The sequence below is a fragment of the Cohnella rhizosphaerae genome (assembly GCF_029525575.1).
In the GTDB taxonomy this organism is placed as follows: domain Bacteria; phylum Bacillota; class Bacilli; order Paenibacillales; family Paenibacillaceae; genus Cohnella; species Cohnella rhizosphaerae.
This window is the reverse complement of the sequence record NZ_JAPDIA010000008.1, coordinates 2,046,355-2,070,987: the sequence shown is the minus strand read 5'-3', so window position 1 is coordinate 2,070,987 and position 24,633 is coordinate 2,046,355. Positions and strand designations below refer to the sequence as shown.

Sequence of the window (24,633 nt, the reverse complement as noted above, 5' to 3'; positions counted from 1 at the left end):
GCGAACCAATTGTAGAGGGAGGAATGACGGAGAACCGGGCGACGGGTGACCGCGGAGGCTTCGCGTATTATAATGTAAGGAGCCGAAAAACGCGCGAGGAGAATGAGCGGGATGGATGGCGGAGTTCGCGAAAAGCGCGGCAGAATTATATTGCATATGGACATGAACGCCTTTTATTGCTCGGTCCATGCGGCAGAGCAGCCCGATCTATATAAGGGAAAGCCGACGGCCGTCGCCGGCAGCGTGGAGCTTCGCAAGGGAATCGTCGTCACGAGCTCGTACGAAGCGAGAGCCAGAGGCGTCAGGACGGGAATGACGGTCAGGCAGGCAGAACGGCTATGTCCCGAGCTGATCCTCATCTCGCCGGACTTCGATCTTTACAGGCAATACTCCCGGGGCTTCAGACGCATCGCGGGAGCTTATACGCCGCAGATCGAATCCGTGTCGATCGACGAGTGCTTTCTCGATATTACCGGCAGCTCCCAGTTCGGGACCGCGATCGAGATCGCCGAGGCGATCCGGCGCAGGGTGAAGGAGGAGCTCGGGCTGCCGTGTTCCATCGGCATTGGACCGAACAAGCTGCTGGCCAAGATGGGCTCCGACATGCGCAAGCCCGACGCGGTTACCGTCGTACGGCGGCGGGACGTGCCCAAGCTGCTGTGGGGCAAGCCCTGCCAAACGTTGTATGGGATCGGCGGCAAAACGGCGGAGAAGCTACTAAGGATGAACATTCGGACGATCGGCGAGCTGGCGGCCGCGGACGAGAAGCTGCTGAAGGATAAATTCGGCGTTTACGGCGCCTGGATGAAACGCGCGGCGCACGGAATGGACGATGCGCCCGTCGAGCCGCTCCGCGAGGCGGCCAAGTCGGTCGGGCATACGACGACGCTCCCTGCCGACCTGACCAAGCGCGAGGAATTCCGCCGGGTGCTGTTGAATTTGGCGGATCAGACCGCGCGGCGGCTCAGGCGGGAAGGCATGATGTGCAGGGCCGTGCAGATCACGATACGCGATCCGGACATGAAGACGATCACGCGCTCCCATACGGTCGACGTGCCGACCGAGAACGCGGAGGACGTATACAAGGTCGCGTGCAAGCTCATGGACGCCAATTGGCGCGAAGGCGAGCCGGTCCGGCTGCTCGGGATTACGCTGCAGAGCCTGTCCCCGAAGACGGAGACGCCCGTCCAGCTCGATCTATTCGAATACGAGGAGACGCCGCGCAAAGAACAGCTCGTCTCCGTCCTCGACCGGCTTCGCGACAAATTCGGCGAGAGCGCTGTGCTCACGGCCGGCATGCTGACCAACGATCCGTCGGCCTTGATTCGCAACAAGAAAATCAGGGGAACTTCCCTGCAGACCGACTTTTTGCGCGAGAAAGAGGACGGCGAATGACGTCGCTATAAACCGAAGCTATAGCCCGGTATTCCTTATTTTTATTTGAAAGTCGCGGTCTTTTGTATTATATTTGGATTTAACCGGCGAACGTTTCCGCGTATTTCAGGCGGGATTGACTTTTTTTAGGAGGCTTATCATCTTATGGCTAAATTTACGTATGTCGATAAAGACACCTGTATCGCGTGCGGCGCGTGCGGCGCCACTGCGCCCGATATTTACGATTATGACGACGAAGGTCTGGCGGAGGTCATTTACAAAGGCGACGCCAACCGCGGAACGACCGAGATTCCCGAAGAATTGTACGACGATCTCCAGGACGCTTCGGACGGCTGCCCGACGGATTCGATCCAAATCGCCGACGAACCGTTCAACATGTAATTCGCGATTTCTTTCGGGTCTCGAACAGATGAGCCTTCCCGGTCGCCATTCGGCACGGGGAGGTTTTTTTGCGACCTTTTTTTGACAAAATTTGAACAATCTTTCCCCGGATTCAAGTATACTAGCAATGAAACGTACGATCGATTCGCAAAGGGCAGGGGAACCCGTGAGAGAGAAAATCAAAAGATTGGCCATCGTAATGAACGTCCTGCTATTGATCGCGCTTTTTTTTCGCGCACAACGAGCGCTGGCTCGGTCGTCTCGACAACATGCTTTACGACTACAATATGAAGCAAGCCGCAGGCAAGCCGCCGAAGGATATCGTCGTCGTCGCGATCGACAACGACTCGCTGGCCGAGCTGGGCCGGTTCCCGTGGGACCGCGCCGTCTATGCGCCGTTCCTCGATATGTTGAACCAGCCGGGCGGCGAACCGAAGGCGATCGGCTTCGATATTACGTTCAACGAAGAGACGAATCCCGACAGCGATCAGGCGTTCGCGGACGCGCTCGCCGCCTATGACAACGTCATCCTGCCTGTGATCGGGGATACGGAGGGGGACGTCTTCGGCGAGACCGTCGCAAGACCCGACTCGCTGCTCAAGGCCTATCGCATCGACGGACCGCTGCCCCGATTCGCGAAGCACGTCAAGCTGGCGAACATCAACCGGGTCGCGAGCCCCGACGGCGTCATCCGGCAGACCTGGCTCAAGATCCAGGACGAGGCCGGCAAGGTTTATCCGTCGCTCGCTTACATGGCGGCCGACATGGCCGGCGCCGATTTGTCCGCATACGACAAGATGACGGACCCCGGCAAAATTTTCGAAAAAAACAACGCGGTCGCCAAAAACACGATCACGATCGACTACCAGCTGAACACCGAGGACGTTACGACCGTATCGTTCAGCAGCGTGCTGAACGGCGAGATCGATCCGAGCGTCTTTAAGGATTCGGTCGTCCTGGTCGGCTTTACGGCGGTCGGATTGTCCGACGATTCAGGACAGGACAGCGGGACGACGCCGATCGAAAAGAAAATGCAGCTCGTGTACGTACATGCCAATATCGTGAACCAGCTGCTCGGCGGTACGTCGGTCGGTTACGCGCCTGCGTGGTCGATCTGGCTGGGCGGACTTGCGCTGTTCCTCCTGTTTGTCCTGCTGCCTTGGCGCCTCAAGAACATTTATTCGATCCTGCTTTATCTCGCGGCGGCAAGCGGATTGATTTACGGTCAAATGCTCGCTTACGACGCTTACAAGATTCAAATCGGCGTCGCGGACGCGATCCTTGCGGTCACGCTCGCCTATTTGACCAACGTGTCGCTCAAGTCCTACCTCGAGAGCGCGCAGAAGCACTTCGTCACGCGTCAATTCGGCCGCTACATATCCCCCCGACCTCGTCAAGCAGATCGTCTCGCAGGACATCGACATCAAGCTGGGCGGTGACTCCAAGACGATCACCGTCCTGTTCCTGGACATCCGGGGATTCACCCCCCCTGTCCGAGAAGCTGTCGCCGCCCGAGCTGGTCGATACGCTTAACACGATGTTCAACATGATCACGGAGACGACGCTCGCCAACCGCGGCACGATCGACAAGTTCATCGGAGACGCGGCGATGATTCTGTTCAATGCGCCGCTCGACGTCGAGGACCATGAACGGCTTGCGGTGAAGACGGCCTACGAGATACAACAGGGCATGAACGAGATCAGGCGGACGATCCGCGAAAAATACGGCTGCGAGGTCAACGTCGGCATCGGCATTCACACAGGCACCGTCGTCGTAGGCAATATCGGATCTTACCTGCGGGTCGACTATACGGCGATCGGCGACAACGTGAATATCGCGGCGCGAATCGAGTCGCAGACGAAGCCGGGGCAGATCATGGTGTCCGACGCCGTCTACGCCAAGACTTCCGCCCACTTCCGGTTCGACGAAGGCGAAGATCGCATGTTCAAAGGAAAGTCGCTGCCGATCCGCGTCTACGAGCTGCTCGGCTTGGCCGGAGCGTCCGCTCCGGCGGTCGAAGTCCCGAAGGCCGGTCAGAACGCGATTTAGAGACTTTTGTCGGATTTTCCCGGGATTTAGCTTCTATAAAATAGTAGGTAATGCAAGTCAATAGATCGAGTAGCCCATGAAGGAGAATGAAAATGAAAGCATGGAATCGCAAATCGGCCGGCGCCGCCGCGGCGCTCGCACTCAGTCTGACCGTTCCCGGCGCGGCGTTCGCGGCGGATACCGGATGGCTGCAATCGGGAGGACTGTACGAGATTCGCACCTGGGCGGGACAATCCGAATGGGGCAGCCAGGACGGCCCGCTCGCGGGGGCGACGCTGTTCAAGCCGCATTCGCTCGCCGTACGCGCTGACGGCAGCCTGGCCGTGTCGGACAGCGGGAACCATCTGATCCGCCTGCTGGCCCCGAACGCGCTGACTACCTATGCGGGACACTTCTCCGGCTCCGACGAGGGCGGCTTGCCGACGGGGTCGTATCACGACGATCTCGCAGACCGCGCGCTGTTCGATCAGCCGCTCGGCATCGCCATCGATGCGGCCGGGAATACCTATGTGGCCGACGCGGGCAACCATGCGATTCGCAAGATCGGGACCGACGGCAAAGTGACGACGCTGGCGGGCAGCGGCTTGTCCGGCGCGGCGGACGGGAAGGGCGGCGCGGCAACGTTCTACGCGCCGTCCGATGTCGCCGTCGACGCCGACGGCAACGTGTACGTGGCGGATACGCTGAACCACGCGATCCGCAAGATCTCGCCGGACGGCACCGTCAAGACGCTGAACGCGCCGTCGACGCGGGTCGGCCAGTACTTGCCCGGCGCGGCCGAGAGCTTCGGCGACTATCTGGACGGCCCGCTGGCGAACGCCAAGTTCAACGAGCCGAGCGGACTGGCGCTCGACGCCAAGGGCAATCTATACGTCAGCGACCGCGGCAATCAGCGCATCCGCTATATCGATTTCGCCGCGGGGACCGTCAGCACGGTCGCCGGCACGGCGCCGGCGCTGGGCGCCGACAGTCCTTACGCCGAGGGCGATTATCTGGACGGCGCGGCAGCCGAGGCGCGCTTCGACGCGCCGGAAGGCCTCGCGATCGCGCCGGACGGCACGCTTGTTATCGCGGACAGCCTGAATCATGTCGTGCGTCTCCTTAAGGACGGCCAGGTGACGACGCTGGCCGGCGAAGCGACGGAGCCGGGTGCCGTCGACGGCGTTCTGTATGCGGCGCGGTTCGACCATCCGACCGACGTCGCCGTCCTGGCGGACGGCAGCCTCGCGATCGCCGACGAAGCGGGCAACAAAGTCCGGCGGCTCGGAAAGTATGCGGGCGCGGCGGGACTAAAAAAGGACGGGGCGATCAAGACGCTGCTGAACGGCTCGCCGCTGAAGTCGGACAAGCTTGCGTTCGTGTCCGGCGGCGCGACGTATTTGCCGCTGCGGGCGGTCGGCCAGGCGACGGGCTTCGCCGTGACCTACGACGCCAAGACCAAGTCGGGCAAGCTGACCAAAGGCGATACCGTGTATGCGGTCGCGAACGGGCAGAAAAAGGTATCCAAAGACGCGGGCGGCGTCAAGTCCGAGCTTGCGCTTAATGCGGCGCCGGTGCTGAAGGACGGAAGCTTCTACGTGCCGGTCCGCTTTTTCGCCGCGGAGGGCGATCTCGACATTCAATGGGACGCGTCCGTGCAAGCCGTTATCATCCGCAGCAAAACGTTTTAAACCGCCCCTTCCCACGGGACCGTCCGCAGCGCTTGCCGCTGACGGACGGTCCTTTTTTAGAATGATAGAAAGTATAAAATCGACAGGTAACGCATTACAGCACTTTACAGCGCCTTAAGCCCCCCTCTTGCATCGTCGCGCGAGGCGAGAGGGGGGAAGTACGCTGGGTAACGCAGGTTTTTCAGCCGACTGGAAGAGCAGAGGAGGAAACGCCTGCCCATCCTTTGCAGGCATTCGCAAGTTATCCCTCGCGCAGACAAATTGCGAAACATGAGCGGCGGCATCCAATCCCCTCCGCTGACTTCACTTTCTAACCTTACGATGACGTTAGGAGGCAAGGTAAGCTTGAGAGGCAATAGAGAATTGCTGGGCAGCCGAATGCAAGCCGAGCGAAGATGCCGGACTCGGATGGACTCCGAGGACGCTATTTCATAAAAAAACGGTGCAATTGCGTTTATTACGGACTGGAGAGTCGTTATCCACCCAGATCCGGGCTAAATAAGTCTCCAATCCCTCAATAAAGGCCTCTGGGTCCGCGAGCTGGCCGCAAATCGCGTTAGGAACAAAAATAAGGGCTCCTCAGTCCGGCCGCTGCGCGACATTGCGCAAACAAAGGCTGCAAGAGCCGTTTTTCTTGCTGGCGCGGGAGGCGGCGCCGACTCAAGGGCTAATGCGATCGGTCCTTCGCACCGACATTAACGATAGCGTTCGCAGCAGGGAGGGAAAAAATAATGTCTAACGACGACCGTCTCGACGAACAGATCAAACAGTTCTACGAGCTCGGACCGGATGTGCACGATGCGCTCCCGATCAAGGATTATTTACTGAAGCACGGGAACAATCAGATGGCTTGGTACTTGCTCGGAAAGGAATACCTGTCTCGCGGGCAGGAGGCGAAGGCGAACTATTGTTTTGCGCAGGCCGGCCCCGTGTACGAGGCGTTCGAGTCCAAAAAAGAGCCCGCAGCTGAAGTCTGAAGAGAGCGTCGGCGCGCCGGGCAAAAATGCCAAGCCCGGCTCTTCCCGAAGACGGCGGGCCGGTTGGCTGGCGCTCGCAGGCGGTGCGGCTCTGCTCGCGATCGGGGTATTCGCTTACGCCCAGCAAGCGGCCGCGCCGCAGAAGTCGGCGCTCGCGACCGGCGGACAAGCCGCGCCGTCGGCTCAGGCGGGAGGCCAGTCGGCGCAGGCCGAGGCTTCGCCATCGCCGGAACAAACGGGCGGCGGAAAAGACGGGACCGCCGCGCAGGGCGGCGGCGGAAGCGGGAACGGCGGCGGCGGACCGGCAAAGCCGACAGGTCTGATGGCGGCGGCCGTCGGTCGCGACGAAGCGGGACAGGCCATCCTGGGCAAGCTGCTCACCGCGCAGGACCAAGCCGCGCCTTCGCTGCTTTTCAAATCGCCCCGGCTCGGCAACTGGATCGATTGGGTAAAGGCCGGTACGCCGATCGCGAAGGTGGATGCGCCGTCCGATCGGGCTGCGGCCAGCGTCGACTGGTACGATTCGGGCTGGTGTCCGTGCGGCACGGCGCAGGATGCCAAGCCGACGGCGGCGCGGATCGCGTCCTGGAAGCCGCTCCAGGAGGGCAAGCTCGTGCTGCGCTCGGCGATGATCGCCTACAAGCAGCGCACGGGCAAATGGCCGGCTTCGCCGAAGGCGCTCGCGGCTGCATACCCGAACAACATCATGTCGGGCTGGAATCCCGAGCAGACGGCATGGTTCGGCGAACTGTCGGCCGAGCTCTCGGCCAAGACGGCGGCTGCGGGCGCGGCGGCAGGATGGCCGAACGAGACGGGACCGGCAGATGGCAACGGCGCGCCGGCAGGGACGCTTGCCGCGCTGGCCGAGCAGCCGATCGAGATCGTCATCGACAAAACGAGGCATCGCCTGGCGGTTATCAGCGGCGGCGTGCTGCTGCGCAATTACGAGGTCGGACTCGGCGCGAAGGACACGCCGACGCCGGAAGGCAGCTTCGTCATTTCGGAAAAGGTAAGAAACCCGAACGGCAGCGCGACCGGCGCGTTCGGCAGCAGAGGGATGACGCTGTCGGATACGCTGTACGCGATTCACGGCACGGACGAGCCGTCGAGCGTCGGCAAGGACGAGTCGCACGGGTGCGCGAGGATGAACAAGCAAGACGTCGAGGAGCTGTTCGATCTGGTCCAGATCGGCACGAAGGTGACGATAAGCAAAGGGGGGGCTGCCCGTCGAGCTGCGCGCGCCGGAGAAGCGCTTCAAGCTGAAGCCTGCGCAGAACGAGACCAACCCCGCCAAAAAATACGAATGGCTCGATTAAACCGGATGCCCGCCAGGCCGGCTACGGATTGACGATCAGGAGGACGGCCACCGCGATGACGATGACGCCGAATACGGTACCCGCGATAATAATGCCGCGCTTGTTGACCTGCTCCTTGGTCTCTGGTTTGCGGTGAATCGGTGCTTGTTTTTTTTGGCGCGCTCATGGGAACCAACCTTTCCGTTTTACATAATCGGCATATGCTACTATTGTAAACGCTTGATCTTTAAAACGCCAGATGAAACGGCAGCCTGCCGGGGGCGATATTCCCTTTTCTTTTGGCGCAGAAAAGGCTAAACTGGTACGCGAGGGTTTTATGCGGCAACCGATGGCGCCGCGATTTGAAAGGATGCTGAAACGCTTGTATAAGTGGGTTAAACCGCTGTTTTTCAAAATGGATCCGGAGGATGCGCATCACCTCGTCGTTGACGGCATGGGCGCCGCCTCGCGGATTCCGGGCGTGCCGGCGCTGTTGTCCGGCATATGGGGCGTCCCGGATTCGCCGGAGCTGGCGGTCGATCTGCTCGGCTTCCGGTTCCGCCACCCCGTCGGACTCGCCGCGGGACTCGACAAGAACGCGAAGGCCGTCAGAGGCTTCGGCAGCGTCGGCCTGTCGTTCCTCGAGGTCGGCACCGTGACGCCGAAGGGGCAGCCGGGCAACGATCGTCCCCGCTTGTTCCGGCTCCCGCCGGACGAAGCGCTGATCAACCGGATGGGCTTCAACAACGAAGGGGCCGACGCGATGGCTGCCCGGCTCGCGCGGCTCGGCAAGCGCAAGGTCCCCTTGGCGGTGAACATCGGCAAGAACAAGACGACGCCGAACGAAGAGGCGGCTTCCGATTACCGGGCTTGCATCGCCAAGCTTTACCCGTACGGCGACCTGTTCGTCGTCAACATCAGCTCGCCCAATACGCCGGACCTCCGGGCGCTTCAGCACGGCGACGAGCTGCGGGACCTGCTGGCCGCGGTCAAGGAAGAGATGGAGCAGCAGGCCGCCGCGCACGGCGAACTGCCGAAGCCGATCCTCGTCAAGCTCGCGCCGGACAACGACGAGGAGCAGCTGTCCTATATGGCGCAAGCGATTGTGGAGAGCGGCATCTCCGGCATCATCGCCACCAATACGACGATCGGCCGGGACGGACTCACGCACCTGAACAAGTCCGAGACGGGCGGTCTAAGCGGCCGCCCGCTCACGCAGCGCTCCACCGAAGTGATCCGCTCCCTGTACCGCTTGACCGAAGGCCGGCTGCCGATCGTCGGCTCGGGCGGCATATTCACGGCCAGGGACGCCTATGACAAGATCCGCGCCGGCGCGTCTTTGGTGGAAGTATACACGTCCCTCATTTACAAAGGCCCGGGGGTCGCCAAGGAGATCGCGGGAGGGTTAAAGCGCCTGCTTAAGCAGGACGGTTTCACCCGGATCACGCAGGCGGTCGGCGCCGATCACCGGCGCTGAGCGCGGCAGGAAGGCATCCGTTCGCAAGGATCACGATAGCGCGGCAATGCGGCAGGAAAGGATGCGTAGACGTATGGACGGAAGAGACTGGAGCAAGTTCCTATTGCCTTACCAGCAGGCCGTAGAAGAGCTTAAGATCAAGCTGAAGTCGCTGCGTACCGAGCTGAAGGCCCGCGACGAATACGCGCCGATCGAATTCGTGACCGGCAGGGTCAAGCGGATCTCGAGCATCCTGGAAAAGGCGAAGCGGCTCAGCGTCCCGATAGACCAGATCGAGACGGGCATCGAGGATATCGCGGGCATTCGCATCATGTGCCAGTTCGTGGAGGACATTCACCGCGTGGCGGACATGATCCGCATCCGCAAGGATCTGCGGCTCGTATACGAGAAGGACTACATTACGAACTTTAAAGACAGCGGCTACCGCAGCTACCACATCATCGTCGAATATCCGGTGCAGACGTCGCTCGGCTCGATGCCGGTGCTGGCGGAGATTCAGATCCGCACGCTCGCCATGAATTTTTGGGCGACGATCGAGCATTCGCTGAACTACAAATACCGCGAGCAGCTGCCGGAGCACGTGCGGGAGCGCCTGCGCAAGGCGTCCGAAGCCGCCTTCGCCCTCGACCGCGAGATGTCGAGCATCCGCCAGGAGATCGTCGACGCCCAGCAGGACTTCGAGGAGAAGTCGGGCATCGTGCGCAAGGTGCTTAACGATATTCAAGGATTGTACTTTTTCCGCCGCGTCCGCGAAGCCGCGCAGTTCCAGCTGCGGTTCAACGAGCTGTGGGAGCAGGAGGACATGTGGGCGCTGGCGGAGCTGTCCCAGGAGATCCAGGCCGCGCTCGCCCGGGCGGGCAAGAGTAACAGCAGCCAATAAGGCTGCGGCGGATGGACTGCGGCCTGCGTTAGACAGCCGCATCGTCGGAGCAGGCTTCCCGCTGCAAGGTTGACGGCAGGCAGTCCGCTAGCCGCGGCCGTCCAAAGCCAAGCGAGGCGTTAAGAGCGTTCGGGCCGGCTGACTGGCGACCGGGGGCTCTCTTTTTTTTCATCTGCGGGTCAGGTCATGGATCGGCGCGAAGGTATGCGGTGGGCAAAGAGGACTGCAGCGAACAGTTGAACGCAAATCGGATAGCGGACATCGGACTCAGGAGACGCTTTCTCGTCAAAATCGGTCCAATCGCGATTGATATCGGACTGGAGGGACGCTATTACCCCGGATCAAGGCTAAACAGGGCCGGCCATTCGGCAATAGCGGCCTCCGTGTCTTCGAGCGGCGAGCAAATCGCGATAAGATCGAGAATAACGGCTTCCCGGTCCTTCTTCTTCGCGCTAATGCGCAAACCAGAAAGGCTGCAGGCGGTTTTTTATACGGAAAGCGACGGATATGGGGCTCCGGCAGGCGGAGAGAAGGAGGCGGGAATGGCGCTCCCGAAGGAATACGTAACGATGATGCGCGAGCTGCTGGGCGAAGAGGCCGAGGCGTTTCTGGCCAGCTACGGCGAGCCTAAGCGGACGGCGCTCCGTCTGAACGCGCTGAAGGACGAGCCTGGCGAAGCGGACGGTGCCGAAAAAAAGGGCGGGGACGAAGAAAACGACGGACCTCAGGCGGGACGGTCGTTCGTCCGCGGCAGAGACCCCGTGGCCTGGGCGGAAGGCGCTTATTATACGGACGAGACGGAGCGTCCCGGCAAGCATCCCTATTACTACGCCGGCCTCTATTACATTCAGGAGCCGAGCGCGATGCTGCCCGCCGAGCTGCTCGATCCGCAGCCCGGACAGCGCGTCCTCGATTTGTGCGCCGCGCCGGGCGGCAAGTCGACGCAGTTGGCCGCCAAGCTGCGCGGCACGGGCTTGCTCGTGACGAACGATCTGGCGACGGAGCGCACCAAGGCGCTGGCCAAAAACATCGAACGGGCTGGCGTCCGCGGCGCCGTCGTCACGAATGAATCGCCCGCGAAGCTGGCGTCCGCGTTCGGCGCGACGTTCGACCGCGTGCTCGTCGATGCGCCGTGCTCCGGCGAAGGCATGTTCCGCAAGGACGAGGACATGGTCCGGCAGTGGGACGCGGAATCGCCGGCCAGATATGCGGCCATGCAGGACGATATTATGAAGGAAGCAGCCAAGCTGGTTGCGCCGGGCGGGCGCCTTGTCTACTCCACCTGTACGTTTTCGCCGGTGGAGAACGAGGGGACGATCGCGCGCTTTTTGGCCGCGCATCCGGAGTTCGGCATCGTGGCGACGCGCTGGCCGGCCGAATGGGGTTTTGCGCCGGGACGGCCCGAATGGCTGACGCCCGAAGAGGTCTCTGCGCTCGGTCAAGCGCGCGCCGCGACCTTGGCCGGCACGATCAGGCTCTGGCCGCATCGGGTGCGCGGCGAAGGCCATTTTGCCGCGCTGCTCCAACGGGCCGGCGCGGAGGGAGCGGAAAGCGAGACGGCGAACGGACCGGCATCCGCGCGCGCCTCGGCCGGGGCGGAAGCGCCGGAAAGGCCGAAGGCGAACGAAAATGCGGCAGGCGGCGGTTCGCTTAAGAGCGCGAAGCGAGGCAAGCGTAACCGAACGGATCGCGGCGGGGCCGAAGCGGCAGGCCGCGGAAGTCCGGCTGGCGGCCGGGAACGGACGGGCGGCGATGCCGATGCGCTCGAACGTTATGACGCATTCGTGCGGGAAAGCCTGCACGGCTGGGAGCCGCCGGGTAAGATCCGGATCAAGGGCGATTACGTGTACGCGGTATCCGAGCTGGCCGGGAATATGCAGGGGCTGCGGCTCGTGCGCGAAGGCTTGCTGCTCGGCCGGGCGACGAAGCACCGGTTCGAGCCTTCCCAGGCGCTTGCGATGGGACTGAAGTTCGGCCAGGCCGCGCTTTGTCTGCGGCTGCGCGGAGACGACGAGCGCGCGATTCGGTATTTAAAGGGCGAAACGCTTCAGCCGGATCCGCAAATGATAACCGGACCGGACGGCGAGCCCTCGCGCATGCGGGGGTGGACGCTGGTCTGTCTGGACGGCTGCCCGCTCGGATGGGGCCGATGGGACGGAGCGACGCTGAAAAACGAGCTGCTGCCGGGCTGGCGTCAGGTGTAGCCGATTCCTTTTCCTGAAGGAAAGAAGGAGAAGCCATGAAAACGAAAATGAGACTCGACAAAATGCTCGGGAACCTCGGGTACGGCACGCGAAGCGGTTTGAAGTCGCTCGTCAGACAAGGCGCGGTGACCGTCAACGGCATTCGCGTCAAAGATCCGGGCATGCAGATCGACCCCCATGCGGACGAGGTCGCGCTGGAGGGCGAGCGTATCGTTTATCGCGATACGGTGTACGTCATGCTTCACAAGCCGGCAGGCTTCGTGTCCGCCACCGAGGACAATCGCGAGCGGACGGTGCTGGAGCTGCTTCCGGAGGCGCTTCGCGTGTTTTCGCCTTTTCCGGTGGGGCGGTTGGACAAAGACACGGAGGGGCTGCTGCTGCTCACGAACGACGGCAAGCTGTCGCACGATCTGTTGTCTCCGCGCAAGCATGTGCCCAAGACCTATCAGGCGCTCGTAGCCGGCCTCGTCGGCTCGGCGGATATCGCGACCTTCGCTACGGGCGTGACGCTCGACGACGGCTACGTGACGTTGCCGGCCGCGCTTCGCGTAGAAGGGAGCGCGTCAGGGGGAACGACTGACGGAGCCGAAGCGGCCGAGCATGCCGGCGTGGAGGCAACGCGGGAGGTGCCTGCTTTTTCGATGGCCAAGGCTGTCGAGCGGCTCGATACGTTTCCCGCGCTGCGGGCGAACCGGACGAACTGGCGGGAAGCGGTCGACGCGGGCGAGACGCTCAGCTGGATCGAACTGACGATCGCGGAAGGGAAATACCATCAGGTGAAGCGCATGTTCGAAGCGGTCGGCAAAAAGGTGCTGTATTTGCGCAGAAGCGAGATGGGACCGCTGCCGCTCGACGAATCGCTGGCGCCGGGCGAGTGGCGGGAATTGACCGAGGACGAGCTCGAGACCTTGCGCAGCTCCAAGAAAACGGAGGATCGTGCGCAATGAAATACAAGCTGATCGCACTGGACATCGACGGGACGCTGCTGAACGACGACCACGAATTGACGCCGAGGGTGAAGCGGGCGGTAACCGCTGCTGCGTCGGCGGGCGCCGAGATCGTCCTCTGCACCGGCAGAGGCTCGGCGAGCGCGCTGTCGGTACTCGCGCAGCTGGGCTTGTCCGGAACGGTCATCACGCACAACGGCGCTTCGATCGTGGATGGCGATTCGCGGGAAATTTTGCGGGAGTCGCCGATCGGCGCGGACGAGACGGCGCGCTACCTGGATCTGTGCAGGGAGCGCGGCATTCACTTCGATCTGAATACGGCTTTCGATATTTACGTGGAGCGCTTGAGCGAGGACACTTCGGCTATGTACGCGAACATGCTGGCGGAGCCGATCCTGCGATCGCGGGAGGACCTGTTCCCCGAGCGGACCGTCAAAATATCGATTTTCGCGCCAAAAGCCGACCTGGACGAGCTGGAGGCGCATTGGCGGGATTGGCGCCACGAGCTGCAGACGATTCGCAGCGGGGATTACTTTATCGATCTTCAGCACAGGGAAGCCTCTAAAGGAACAGCGCTCGGGCAGTGGGCGGAAAAGCGGGCGATCCCGCGGGAAAACGTGCTTGCCGTCGGCAATTATTTCAACGATATCGGCATGCTGCAATATGCGGGATACGGGGTGGCGATGGGTAATTCCCCGCCAGAGGTCAAGGCCGTCGCGGACGCGGTGACGGCGACGAACAACGAAGACGGCGTCGCGCTCGTGCTTGAAGCCTGCCTGGCAGCGGCGCCAACGCGCTAAAGGCTGGCGACGGTTTGCGCCAATGGCGCTTAAGGTCAAGCGGCGATTGGCGCCATACGCGAAAAAGCCGGCCCGAGGGCCGGCTTTTGGCGTTGCCGAGCGGCTTGACAATTAGAAGCCTGCACGAAGGATAATGACGAGCAGTATGAAAAGCACCAGAACGAACGCAGCGGACGAACCATATGCACCTGCAACACCGGACATGCGAATTCCTCCTTTGTCATTCAGTCGGGTCACCGAGGGGGCGGCCGGAACTTCGTTCCCGTAGGCCGCTTCGCCGCTCGGACTAATGTATAGTATGACAAAGTCCCGGAGCGGATTGGACAGATGCCCGGTTTCCTTCATTTTGGGCGCAGACCGGCCGGTGCGAAGCCGGCGCTCGCTTCAGTTCGTTCGCAGACCTTTGGGATAATGATTTTTGAGCTGGCCGCCGCTGGCTTTGAACCAGCCGAGCGGATAGCCGTCCGCGCACAGAAGCCCCCAGCCCTGGGCAGGCCGGCCTTCCCGATCGCCCTGCTCGCTCTGGCTCTGGTCGTCGAACAACGCCTCGCCGCGCAGATAAGCCGACACCGCCGCGCTGTCGGCCGGGTAATCGCGGATCAGCGCGGCATCCCCGGCACATACGGCATGCGCCAGCGCATGGGCCGGCTCGAAGCGGCCCTTCTTGACGTCGCCCAGGTGAAGGCCGGGACGATGCGTCCGCAAGCCGTCAAGCGACGCGGCCGGAAGCGGCGAGCCGGCGGGCTGCGGATACCAATATAGCGACTCGCCGAACAGCAGCGGTACGCCGGATGCAGGAAGCGCGTATCCCGGCAGCGCGCGCGCGGCGAACGCTTCGTACAGCTTGAGCGCGGAGACCGCGCCGGCGACGTCCGGCCGCGGCGATTTGCCGCCTTTGGCGCGCCGCTTGGACGGAAGATCGGAATCGACCGCCGGGAGTCCCTCTTTTTCAAGCACGGCTGCGAAGTGCCCTTCTCCTTCTCCGCGATGCGGCCACATCCGCTTCATCGCGACGAGCCTGAATGCGGGATGCGCCGCCAAAAACCAGGCGATCGTCTCCTCGTTCTCCTCGCGGTTGAACGTGCAGGTGGCGTAGACGAGCCTGCCGCCCGGCTTCAGCATGGCGGCGGCGTCTGGCAGGATGTCCCGCTGCCGGGCGGCGCACATCGCGACCGCTTCGACGGACCATTCTGCGCAAGCTTCGGGCTCCTTGCGGAACATGCCTTCGCCGGAGCAAGGCGCGTCGAGCATGATCTTGTCGAAGGCTTCGGGCAGACGCGCCGCGAGCTCGCCCGGCGTCGCCTGCACGACGACGGCGTTGGCGATGCCGAGCCGCTCGACGTTCTCGGACAAAACGCGCGCGCGCCCCGGATGAATCTCGTTGGCGACGAGCAGCCCCTCGCCTTTCAGCTTGGCGGCGATCTGCGTCGTCTTGCCGCCCGGCGCCGCCGCCAGGTCCAGCACGACGTCGCCGGGCTGCGGATCGAGCAGCTCCGCGGCGATCATGGCGCTGGGCTCCTGAATATAATAAAGTCCGGCATGGTGATACGGATGCTTGCCGGGACGGGTATCGCCATCGTAAGCGAAGCCCGTCCCGCACCAGGGCACGGGGGCAAGGCCGAACCGGGACGTGAGCGATCGCATCGCCGGTTCGCCGTTCGCCGCAGAGAGCTTGGGCGTATGGAGGCGGAGCCCGTACGAGCGGGGCGCCTCCATGCTGCGCAGGAACGCGCCGGTCTCGTCGCCCAGCAGGGCGGCGATCCGTTCGACATAGATTTGAGGCAAAGCAGTCATGGGCGTTCTCCTTACGCTTGATCGAATAACGTGACGCGGTTTTTGCCGGAACGCTTGGACCGGTACATCGCCTCGTCGGCGTGCTTCATGAGCTGCTCGGCCTTGACGCCCGGCGCGGACAGCGCGCAGCCGACGCTCACGGTGACGATCGTCTCCTTGGCGATGCGGGACCGGATGCGCTCGGCGACGGCCGGCGCGTCGGGGGAAGCCGACTGTACGAAGGCGACGAGCTCTTCGCCGCCGTAGCGGCCGGCAAGGCCGATGCCCTCGGTCTCCTCCCGAAGGATGGCGGCCGCCTGCTTCAGAACGACATCGGCGGCCTGATGCCCCTTGGTGTCGTTAAGCTTCTTGAAGTCGTCGATATCGCAAAAAATCGCCCCGACGGTCCCCTGGCCCGCGTGCGCGAGCGAATTCTCCAGACGGGCCGTGAAAAAGCGGCGGTTGTACAAGTCCGTCAGGCCGTCGGTAATGGAGGACCGGTACGCGGTCTGCATCAGCTCCACGACCCGCTCGAAGAGAATCATGAACAGGACGATATAATAGAATACGGGCAAAACGGCGGCCATCAAATCCGCAACGGAATTCGTCAACCCGAAATCCCGCGTCAAAAACGCGGCGAGCTGCCCGAAAAAAGCGAAGCAGAGACTGACGGCATATCGCGTTCGCTGCCTGAGATGAGGCCCGAACATCACGGCGAACAAGCCCGACAGCAATAGCACGTAACCGTCTTCGAACGCCAGCAGCAGGTTCGTCCCTTCCGCGGTGCCGGACTCCCCCGAACGTAACGGCGGTCCCGGACAGGAAGTTGCATACCGCGATCGTGACGCCGACGGCGAGCAAGCCGTAAAACCAGGCGCGGGTGCGCGCCCGCTTCCTGTAGTATAATTCGAAGAAAGCGAAGTTAAGCGCCACGAAAGCCGCCATATAAAGCGCGCCGTTCAGCCGGGACATCATGCGCCATTCGAGCAGGTTCAAAGCGTCGGCGAGCGCCAGGCCGTGATAGACGGCGAGCATGGACAGCGCGAGCAGGAGCAGGCGAAAGGCGCTGCTGCGATTGCCGGCGATCAGCCGGTAAGCCATGAACATCATCAGGCCGATGATGACGGCGGACGCGGCGGAGGAGGAAGCGAGCAGCAGCTCGCGATTGTTCCAGAAGTCTTGAACGTCCATGCGTATCCCCTTGCATCCGGTCCTTTGAGTGCTTGCCGCGCGGGCCGCGCAGACGGCATACCGCCGCCATCGCCGACCCTCGCTTGCAGAAACATATGTTCCACTATATCATAATTTAGACAATACGAGATAGTAGGGCTATAAGGAGGAATCGCCGATGAATATTTTACAGGCGTTGTTTTTCCCCCCGGAGCAGCCGGGCGGCGTATCTTCCATGGTGCCCTATATCGGCGAGCGTTTCCGCAAGATCGGCTGGGACATGGAGCTGTTCTCGATTCCGAAGCGAATCCGGAACAAGGGCCAGGAGCCGTTTGAATTCGATACGTTCGACTGGCGCCCGTACGCGGGCAGCCCCGTCGTCGACAAATACATGCAGACGCTGAAGGACTACGTATGGTGGACGAAGCTCCGGCTGAAAAACGGTTACGACCTGATTCATGCCCATCATCCCGTAGCAGCGCTGGCGCTGCGCAAGATTTACCCGGACACGCCGCTGGTCATGACCGTTCACTCCAGCTTCGAGCGGGAGCTGATCCTGAACGGGCGCATCGCGCAGGGCTCCCCCCCGAGCATTTGTTCCTGACGTCGCTGTACGGCGAGCTGGAGGCCAAGACGGACAAAATGCTGACGGTGTCGCATTCGTTCGCCGCCTATATGGGCGCTTATATGAAAAATCCGGAGCGGATCGGCGTCATTCCGAACGGATACGACGAACGCCGGTTCAAGCCGATCTCCCACGAGAACGAGGTCGCGCAGATCGTCACGGTCTGCCGCCTCGTCCCGGCGAAGGGCATCGACCTGCTCATCAAGGCCTGCGCCGAGCTGCGCAGGAAGGACAGGAGGTTCGTGCTGCACATTATCGGCGACGGCCCGATCCGGCCCGAGCTTGAGCGCTTGGCCCAGGAGCAGGGCATTTACGACGAAACGATTTTTTACGGCTATATGCTCCACCCCGAAGAAATGCTGCCCTTTTTCGATATCTTCGTGCTCCCGTCCAGGGCCGAGGCTTTCGGCTCGGTGTTCGCCGAGGCCGCGCTGTGCCTGCTGTCCCTGATCGGCACCGACGTCGGCGGCATCGCCGAGCAGATCGAAGACGGCGTCAACGGCCTGCTCGTTCCGGGCGAGGACCCGAAGGCGCTGGCCGATGCCATCGACAAGTTCATCCTCGATCCGCATTACCGCTACGAGCTGGCGCGCGCCGCCTGGAACAAGGCCAAAAAAGACGTACTCGCTGAGCCGCGTCATCCAGGAGCTGAAAAAAATATATACCGATCTCGGTCCGCCGGTCGAAGAGACCCCTTGAGGCGCCCGGCGCCGAGATCCATCCTGAATTCGGAGTTGAGAGGATGCAGCCGCCGTTTCGGTTCATGCATGCCGCCGACCTTCACTTGGACAGTCCGTTTCGCGGACTGTCCAAAGTTCCTTATGCGGTCCGCGAGCGGCTTAAAAATTCGACGTTGAACGCGCTAGACAGGCTCGTGGACACCGTGCTGCGGGAAGAGCTGGACTTCGTGGTGCTGTCGGGCGATCTGTACGACGCGGCCGACCGTTCGCTTCGCGCCCAGCTTCGCATGCAGCGGGCGATGGGAAGGCTCGCCGAAGCGGGCGCGCAGGTATTCGTCGTCCACGGCAATCACGATCCGTCGGGCGGCAGGTCCGCGCGGCTCGATTGGCCTGCCAACGTGCATGTGTTCGGGACGGAGGAAGTCGGCTGCGCGCCCGCCTATACGCGCGGCGGGGAGCTGGCGGCGAACGTGTACGGCATCTCGTACCGGGAGGCCGCGGTGAAGGACAATCTTGCGCTTCGCTACCGGGTTCGCGAAGGCGCTCCTTTCACCTCGCCGTCCTGCACGGCAACATCGACGGGCTGCAAGGGCACGACAACTATGCGCCCTGCAAGCTGGCGGAGCTGACGGCCTCGGGCTTCGACTACTGGGCGTTCGGGCATATTCACGACCGCCGCGTGCTGGCGGAGTATCCGCATGTCGTCTATCCGGGCAATATCCAGGGGCGGAGCATCCGGGAAACGGGGCCGAAAGGCGCGTACCGCGTGGACGTATCGGAGCAAGGGCGCGTCGAGCTCTCGTTTCGCGAGCTGTCCGAAGTCAGATGGCTCGTCCGCGAGGTGCGGCTCGGCGAGGAGGACGGCGAGCAGACGCTCAAGGACAGGCTGCTCGAGACCGCGGAAGATGCGCGCCGCGAAGCCGAAGGCAGACCCTTGGTGCTCCGCGTGCGGCTCGCGGGCGGCGGCGCGCTGCTCGAGCGCCTGCTGCGGGACGGCGAGGCGGAGGAATGGGCCGGCGAGCTGAGGAGCTGGCTCGGTTCGCCCGACGAGCGTGACGACTGGGTATGGGTCGAGCGGATCGCCGTCGAAGCCGTCGGCGGTTCGCGCGCGGCGGACGGGGCGGCGGCGTCCGAGGATGGCTTTCTGGGGGGAGCTGCTGCGGCTCTCGGCCGCGTCCGCGTCCGATCCGGACGCCTCGCGGGCGCTGCTGCGCGAAGCGGCCGAACCGCTGAGGCAGCATCCGAAGCTGCGGCAGTGGCTGGACGGACGCGACGACGCGCAGCGGGCCGAGCTGATCATGCGCGCCGGCGAGCTCGCGGCGGCGCTGCTGCGGGAAAGCGGCGATTGACGCATGCGCTTCGCGGGTTGCGAGACGAAGCGGAGTGCGCGCCGCGTGAACCGCTTCGCTTGACGCTTATAATGGCGCCAGGATGGCGCACGCCCGTGCGAATCGCCTGGCGCATGCGGGAGGAAGTGCGATGGCTGGCAATTCGGTCGTGACGGGCATCGCGTCATACGGGCGAAATGAGGTGCGCCGCAGGCGAGTGCGCACGTAGCAGGCGAGTGCGTGAGCAGCAGGCGAGTGAGTGGGTAGCAGGCGAGTGCGTGAGTAGCAGGCGAGTGCGTGGGTAGCAGGCGAGTGCGTGGGCAGCAGGCGAGTGCGTGGATGGAGGCAGCCGTTTTCGTAAAGAGATTCGGGCATCGTCCGGCCGGGAGGCGAAGGAATGTACATAGAGGAATTGCATATCGACGGCTTCGGTCCGCTGGCCGGCGTGCGGCTTCGGTTCGACGCGCGGACGACGGTCGTGTGGGGACCGAACGAAGCGGGCAAGAGCACGCTGCTCCGGTTCATACGAAGCATGCTGTACGGCTTCGCTACGCGTGCGCAGCTGCCCGAACGGGGCGAGCCCCTAAGCGGCGGGCGACATGGCGGCCGGCTCGTCCTACGCGACGAGCGAGGCCGCCAGCGCATACTCGAGCGGCATGCGGACGCGCCGCAGCGCAAGGGCGCGCCCGTCGCGACGCTGCGCGAGGCGGACGGCAGCGAACGGCGTCTTACGCAAGCCGAGGTCGAGCGGCTGCTGCTCGGCGGCGTGTCGGAGCAGCTGTTCAGGCAGCTGTTCGCCGTCAGCCTGGACGAGCTGCACGAGCTTCGCTCGCTGAAAGGCGACGAGATCGGCAATTATTTGTACCATGCGGGGATGGCCGGCGGGGCGGCGTTGACGGCGGCGGGCAAACGGCTGAGGGCCGAGATGGATCGGCTCTACCGTCCGAAGGGCTCGGTACAGGAGATGGGCGAGCTGCTCGCGCGGATCCGGGAGCTCGAGAATCGGCTGCGGCAAGGCCGGCAGGGTCTTGGCGCTTACCAGGAGGCGCTGGAGCGGCACGCGGCGCTGTCCGATCGCGCTGCGCTGCTGGAGCGCGCGCTGCCGCAGCTTCGCGTGAAGGCCGGCGAAGCGAGAGGGGCGCTGGACGGCCGCGAATGGTGGCTGCGCGCTGCCGCGCTTCGCGCCGAAGAGGAGGCGGTTGCGGCAGCACTTGCGGAAGAGGCGCGCGCTGCCGATCCGCTGCCGGCCGAAGCGGCCGCGCAATGGCGACAGCTCGTCGAGCGCAGGGCGCTTGCCGCCGTCGCCGCGGGACAGGCGTCGGCGGCTCGCGAACGGCTTGAGACGGAGCGCGCAGCGCTCGTCTGGGACGAGGGGCTCGTCGACCATGCGGGCGAGCTGGCGGCAATGGATGTGCGCGGGGACGCGCTGGAGGCGAGGCGGAGCGAGCTGGCCGGGCTTGAGTCGGACATGCGGCTCGCGGAGGAGTCGGCGGCCGCGGCGCTGCTTCGGCTCGGGCCGGACTGGCGGGAGGCGGATGCCGAAGCCGTCGCCGCGCTCGGGGAGCGTGAGGAAGCGCGCGTCATCGGCGAGCGGTTGGCGGAGGCGGATCGAAGGCGCGAGCTGCTGACCGCGGAAACGCAGCGTTTGCGCCGGCAGCTCGCGGCGTTCGATCAGGAGGCGGAGCGCCGCGCGGGCGATGCGGCAGCTTTTGCGCGCGACGGGGATATCCGTTTCAGGCCGCGCACGCGAGACGCGCTGCTCCAGGCCTGGCATCGGCTGGACGACGCGCTGCAGGCTGCGGCCGCGGCGCGGCGCGAATACGCCTGGGCGGCATCGGCCGCGGAGACGGCGGGACTTGCCGCGCCTGCCTCCGAGAGCGGCGGGGTGCCGGGCGACGGCCAACGATCGGAGACGCGTATGCGCGAAGCGGGCAGACGGACTTCAGGGCGCAGGGGCAGGCCGGTCGCGAGCCGTCGCGACCAAATGCCTGGCGCGGGGGGCTTCTATGCGCTCGCGCTCTTCCTTGGGCTTGGAGCGACCGCCGCGCTGATCGCGGCGTTTGCGTCGGACGAAGGGCGAATCGCATTCGCGGCGCTCGCGATCGTCCTCGGACTCGGCGCCGGCGCGTCGGCATGGGGCGGGAGAAGACCGCCCGTCGCGGCCGGAAGCGCGGCCGACGGCGCGGCTCAGGATCCTGCCGCCGCCGACGCGCTGCTTCGGCGGCTGGCCGCCGCGCGAGAGGCGGATCGACGGACGCGGCGGGAGGCCGGCGAGTCGTTAAGGCAGCTGCTCGCGCAGGAGGCGGCCGAGGCCGAAGCCGCGGCGTCGCTTGATCGCGAGCTGCCCGCGGGAGGCGATACGGCCGAAGCGGACGCAGCCGGAGCCCTCAGGCTCCGGCTGCGGGAAGCGGTGTACGGGGAGCTTGAGAGACTCGGGGAAGCGGATGCCGAGCAGTCCCGTCACGCCGAGCGGCAAGCCCGCAGAGCGGCGCTCGCGCGCGAGCTCGCCGGCGCGGAAGGGGAGCTGGCGGATGCGGAGGCGGCCATCCGCGCCGTTCGCGCGGACTGGTCCGCCTGGCTCGCGGCGCGCAAGCTGCCGCCCCAGCTGCAGCCCGCCGCGCTCCCCGAGCTCGGCCAGCTCGCCGAGCGGGCGCTGCAGCAGCTGCGGCAGCGGGCCAGGCTCGCGGCGCGGGCCGACGCGCTGCGGGCGGAGCGCGCCGCGTTCGAGGCCGATGCGGCGGCGCTGCTGGCCGCATGCCCGCCCGCCGCGCACAGCGGCGGCGACGCGGCGCTCGCGGTGAAGCTGCTGCACCGCGAAGCGCGGGAGCAGCTCGACAGAGCGGCCGCGGCCCGCGGGCTGGCGCAGCGGCTCGAACAGGCTGCCGCTGCGGAGGCGGCCGCGAGGTCCGCGCTCGCGGTCGCGGAAGCGGCCGTCGCAGCCGTCGTGCACGCCGCGGGCGCGGCCGGCGAGGACGCCTACGAACTGCGCCTGGAGGCGGACGAGCGCCGCAGGACGCTGCGCCGGGACCGGGCGGCGGCGCAGCTTCGGCTGTCCGCCGGCCGCGGCGAAGAGGAGCTGAAGGCGCTGCTGGACCTGCTGCAATCGCATGACGAAGTCGCGCTGGAGATGCTGGCGGACGAAGCGCGCAAGGCGGTGACCGCCCGCGAAGCGGAATTGGCCGAGACGCTGGAAGCGCGCGGACGTTTGGCAGAGCAGCTTGAGCGCCTTCGGCGCGAAGCGGAGACGGAGGAGACGGCGTTCGAGCTGGAGGAACTGCAAGCCGAGCTCGAGCGGCTGGCGGAGCGGTACGCGCTGCTCGCGACGACGGCGGAGCTGATCAGGCGGACGCGCGTCACGTTCGAGGAGGAGCGTCAGCCGGCCGTGCTGAAGCAGGCCTCTGCCTTTTTCGCGGAACTGACGGAAGGGCGGTACGCGCGCATCTCGGCGCCCGGCGACATGCCGGACCTGCTCGCGGAGACCGCGGATCGCCGGATCGTCGGCAGCGCCTTCCTGAGCCGCGGAACGCAGGAGCAGCTCTATCTCTCCCTTCGGCTCGCGTTGGCCGGCGCCGCTTCCAGGGAACAGGCGATGCCCTTGCTGCTGGACGACTTGTTCGTCCATTACGACGAACAACGGCTCAAGCGATGCGCAAACGTTTTGAACGAGCTGTCGAAGAGCCGTCAGCTTCTCCTTTTCACCTGCCACCGGCATGTCGCCGACACGCTCGCGCAGGGCGTGTCGGGCTCCCGGCTGCTCAAGCTGCCGTCCCTGACGGCGCAGCGGGACAGCGTAGACGCTTGACGATCCGACTATTCCTTCGGGCGAAGCGCCTTACTCAATGATCTGACTATTCTTTAGGGCGAAGCGCCTTACTTCATGATCCGCCTATTCGTCTCCGGCGAAGCGCCTCAAGAAAAGCCTTCCGGCGGAACGGACGGCGGGACGGGGCGCACCCGGTCCCTGCCCATGAGCATCACCCATCCCAAGCTCAGCATGCCGAAGATCGGGTACAGCGTCGTCAGCAGCGGACCGAAGCCGAACTGGCCGGCCATGAAGCACAGCAGCAGCACGAGGACGACGAGGGCGTTCAGCGGTATTTTCACGCGTTCCTGCAGTTGCAGGGAAAGACCGTAAATGTCCGCGACGAGCGTCGTGAAAATTTCCATGAAAATCAGAAACACGAAAATCCAGTGGATCCACGGTCCGATCTCTCTGGCGATGCCGCCCATCGGGATGTCGAACTGCTCGATGCCGGGCATGCGCGAAGATAACGCCAGGTGGCCTGCCAGCAGCATGCCGCCGATGCCGATGCCGCCGATCCAGGCGCCTCTGCGCAGCACGACCGGGTCTCCGATCCGCGCGCCGAGCGGCACGAGCACGGCCTGCGACATGGACAAGTTGAAGGCGCCGTACAAAAAAGGGAGACAGGATGGCCGCCCAGGGAGACAATTCCATCGGCAGGGTCATCCAGCGGTCGGCGCCGGGACCGCGCAGCGTCTCGACGACAAGAACGGCCGTGAATACGATCATGACGGGCACGACCAGCGTATTGATGGCGAGAATCGCGCTCATGCCTTTTCGCAGCAAGACGAAGCAGGCCGTCATCGTAAGGAGGAGGCCGGGCTGGTAGTTCAGATTCAGATGCTCCGAAAAAAGCGAACCGGCGCCGGCCAGCATGACGGCGTTGACGCCCAGGAGCACGACCAGCATCAGATGGCTGATCCATGCGCCCGCCTTGGCCCCGAACAAATGCTTGTTCAGGTCCTCGTACGATCTCGCGCGCATGGCGGCCGCCATCAGCATCATCTTGGCCCCGAGCCAGACGAACAGCGCGGTGGATACGAGGATCATCGGGCCGGCCCAGTTGCCGAACCGCGTAAAAAATTGCAGCACTTCGCGTCCGGTCGCGAACCCGGCGCCGACGACCGTGCCGATGAACGTGAATGCAACTTGCAGGCTTAAGCCCCATCGCCTCATCTT

The 24,633-nt window shown here is 64.1% G+C and carries 17 protein-coding genes and 3 pseudogenes; 16 read left to right on the top strand and 4 right to left on the bottom strand.

The window, feature by feature from the left end; translation table 11 throughout:
- The first annotated feature begins 111 nt into the window (after window positions 1–111).
- The 12 genes and pseudogenes from OMP40_RS33270 (at window position 112) to OMP40_RS33215 (ending at window position 14,076) form a co-directional block, all read left to right on the top strand.
- A complete protein-coding gene (locus OMP40_RS33270) occupies window positions 112–1,395 on the top strand; it encodes a DNA polymerase IV (RefSeq protein ID WP_277537693.1) in 1,284 nt (427 codons plus the stop codon).
- A gap of 144 nt (window positions 1,396–1,539) precedes the next feature.
- Window positions 1,540–1,776 carry a ferredoxin gene (locus OMP40_RS33265; RefSeq protein WP_090115658.1) on the top strand — a complete coding sequence of 79 codons (237 nt, stop codon included), beginning with the start codon at window positions 1,540–1,542 and terminating at the stop codon, window positions 1,774–1,776.
- A gap of 263 nt (window positions 1,777–2,039) precedes the next feature.
- Window positions 2,040–3,215, top strand: a pseudogene (locus OMP40_RS33260) (CHASE2 domain-containing protein); the annotation flags it as partial.
- Window positions 3,212–3,826, top strand: a complete 615-nt coding sequence (locus OMP40_RS33255) for an adenylate/guanylate cyclase domain-containing protein (protein ID WP_277537691.1) — start codon at window positions 3,212–3,214, stop codon at window positions 3,824–3,826. The pseudogene OMP40_RS33260 and the gene OMP40_RS33255, both read left to right, overlap by 4 nt.
- A gap of 92 nt (window positions 3,827–3,918) precedes the next feature.
- Entirely contained in the window at window positions 3,919–5,496 is a 1,578-nt protein-coding gene (locus OMP40_RS33250; protein ID WP_277537689.1) for a stalk domain-containing protein, read from the top strand.
- Window positions 5,497–6,227: 731 nt separating this feature from the next.
- A complete protein-coding gene (locus OMP40_RS33245) occupies window positions 6,228–6,473 on the top strand; it encodes a hypothetical protein (RefSeq protein ID WP_277537688.1) in 246 nt (81 codons plus the stop codon).
- Window positions 6,409–7,821 carry a L,D-transpeptidase gene (locus OMP40_RS33240; RefSeq protein ID WP_277537686.1) on the top strand — a complete coding sequence of 471 codons (1,413 nt, stop codon included), beginning with the start codon at window positions 6,409–6,411 and terminating at the stop codon, window positions 7,819–7,821. The genes OMP40_RS33245 and OMP40_RS33240 overlap by 65 nt, the downstream gene beginning before the upstream one ends.
- A gap of 317 nt (window positions 7,822–8,138) precedes the next feature.
- Window positions 8,139–9,245 carry a quinone-dependent dihydroorotate dehydrogenase gene (locus OMP40_RS33235; protein WP_277537684.1) on the top strand — a complete coding sequence of 369 codons (1,107 nt, stop codon included), beginning with the start codon at window positions 8,139–8,141 and terminating at the stop codon, window positions 9,243–9,245.
- Window positions 9,246–9,318: 73 nt separating this feature from the next.
- Complete coding sequence (locus OMP40_RS33230) at window positions 9,319–10,125, top strand: GTP pyrophosphokinase (RefSeq protein ID WP_277537682.1); 807 nt, start codon at window positions 9,319–9,321, stop codon at window positions 10,123–10,125.
- 542 nt (window positions 10,126–10,667) lie between these two features.
- Window positions 10,668–12,329 carry an RsmB/NOP family class I SAM-dependent RNA methyltransferase gene (locus OMP40_RS33225; RefSeq protein WP_277537680.1) on the top strand — a complete coding sequence of 554 codons (1,662 nt, stop codon included), beginning with the start codon at window positions 10,668–10,670 and terminating at the stop codon, window positions 12,327–12,329.
- A 35-nt stretch (window positions 12,330–12,364) separates the two neighbouring features.
- Complete coding sequence (locus tag OMP40_RS33220) at window positions 12,365–13,276, top strand: pseudouridine synthase (RefSeq protein ID WP_277537678.1); 912 nt, start codon at window positions 12,365–12,367, stop codon at window positions 13,274–13,276.
- The gene (locus OMP40_RS33215; RefSeq protein ID WP_277537677.1) at window positions 13,273–14,076 is read left to right on the top strand and encodes a Cof-type HAD-IIB family hydrolase; all 804 of its coding nucleotides are present in this window, start codon (window positions 13,273–13,275) and stop codon (window positions 14,074–14,076) included. The genes OMP40_RS33220 and OMP40_RS33215 overlap by 4 nt, the downstream gene beginning before the upstream one ends.
- 111 nt (window positions 14,077–14,187) lie before the next feature.
- Here OMP40_RS33215 and OMP40_RS42670 read toward each other — a convergent pair whose 3' ends face one another.
- From OMP40_RS42670 to OMP40_RS33205, 3 genes are all read right to left on the bottom strand, one after another.
- A complete protein-coding gene (locus OMP40_RS42670) occupies window positions 14,188–14,280 on the bottom strand; it encodes a YjcZ family sporulation protein (RefSeq protein WP_090115666.1) in 93 nt (30 codons plus the stop codon).
- 180 nt (window positions 14,281–14,460) lie between these two features.
- Window positions 14,461–15,870 (bottom strand): RsmB/NOP family class I SAM-dependent RNA methyltransferase, encoded by a 1,410-nt coding sequence (locus OMP40_RS33210; protein WP_277537676.1) that lies wholly within the window; start codon window positions 15,868–15,870, stop codon window positions 14,461–14,463.
- 11 nt (window positions 15,871–15,881) lie between these two features.
- On the bottom strand, window positions 15,882–16,589 hold the full coding sequence (locus OMP40_RS33205) for a GGDEF domain-containing protein (protein WP_277537674.1): 708 nt from the start codon (window positions 16,587–16,589) through the stop codon (window positions 15,882–15,884).
- A 608-nt stretch (window positions 16,590–17,197) separates the two neighbouring features.
- Here OMP40_RS33205 and OMP40_RS33200 point away from each other — a divergent pair.
- The 4 genes and pseudogenes from OMP40_RS33200 (at window position 17,198) to OMP40_RS33185 (ending at window position 23,454) form a co-directional block, all read left to right on the top strand.
- A pseudogene (locus OMP40_RS33200) lies at window positions 17,198–18,343 on the top strand (glycosyltransferase family 4 protein).
- Window positions 18,344–18,386: 43 nt separating this feature from the next.
- Entirely contained in the window at window positions 18,387–18,953 is a 567-nt protein-coding gene (locus OMP40_RS33195; RefSeq protein WP_338131307.1) for a metallophosphoesterase family protein, read from the top strand.
- A 50-nt stretch (window positions 18,954–19,003) separates the two neighbouring features.
- Window positions 19,004–19,825 carry a hypothetical protein gene (locus OMP40_RS33190; protein ID WP_277537672.1) on the top strand — a complete coding sequence of 274 codons (822 nt, stop codon included), beginning with the start codon at window positions 19,004–19,006 and terminating at the stop codon, window positions 19,823–19,825.
- A 224-nt stretch (window positions 19,826–20,049) separates the two neighbouring features.
- On the top strand, window positions 20,050–23,454 hold the full coding sequence (locus OMP40_RS33185) for an AAA family ATPase (RefSeq protein ID WP_277537670.1): 3,405 nt from the start codon (window positions 20,050–20,052) through the stop codon (window positions 23,452–23,454).
- Window positions 23,455–23,561: 107 nt separating this feature from the next.
- On the opposite strand, the pseudogene OMP40_RS42665 reads toward OMP40_RS33185, so the two are convergent.
- Window positions 23,562–24,630, bottom strand: a pseudogene (locus tag OMP40_RS42665) (YkvI family membrane protein).
- Between the last annotated feature and the right edge of the window lie 3 nt (window positions 24,631–24,633).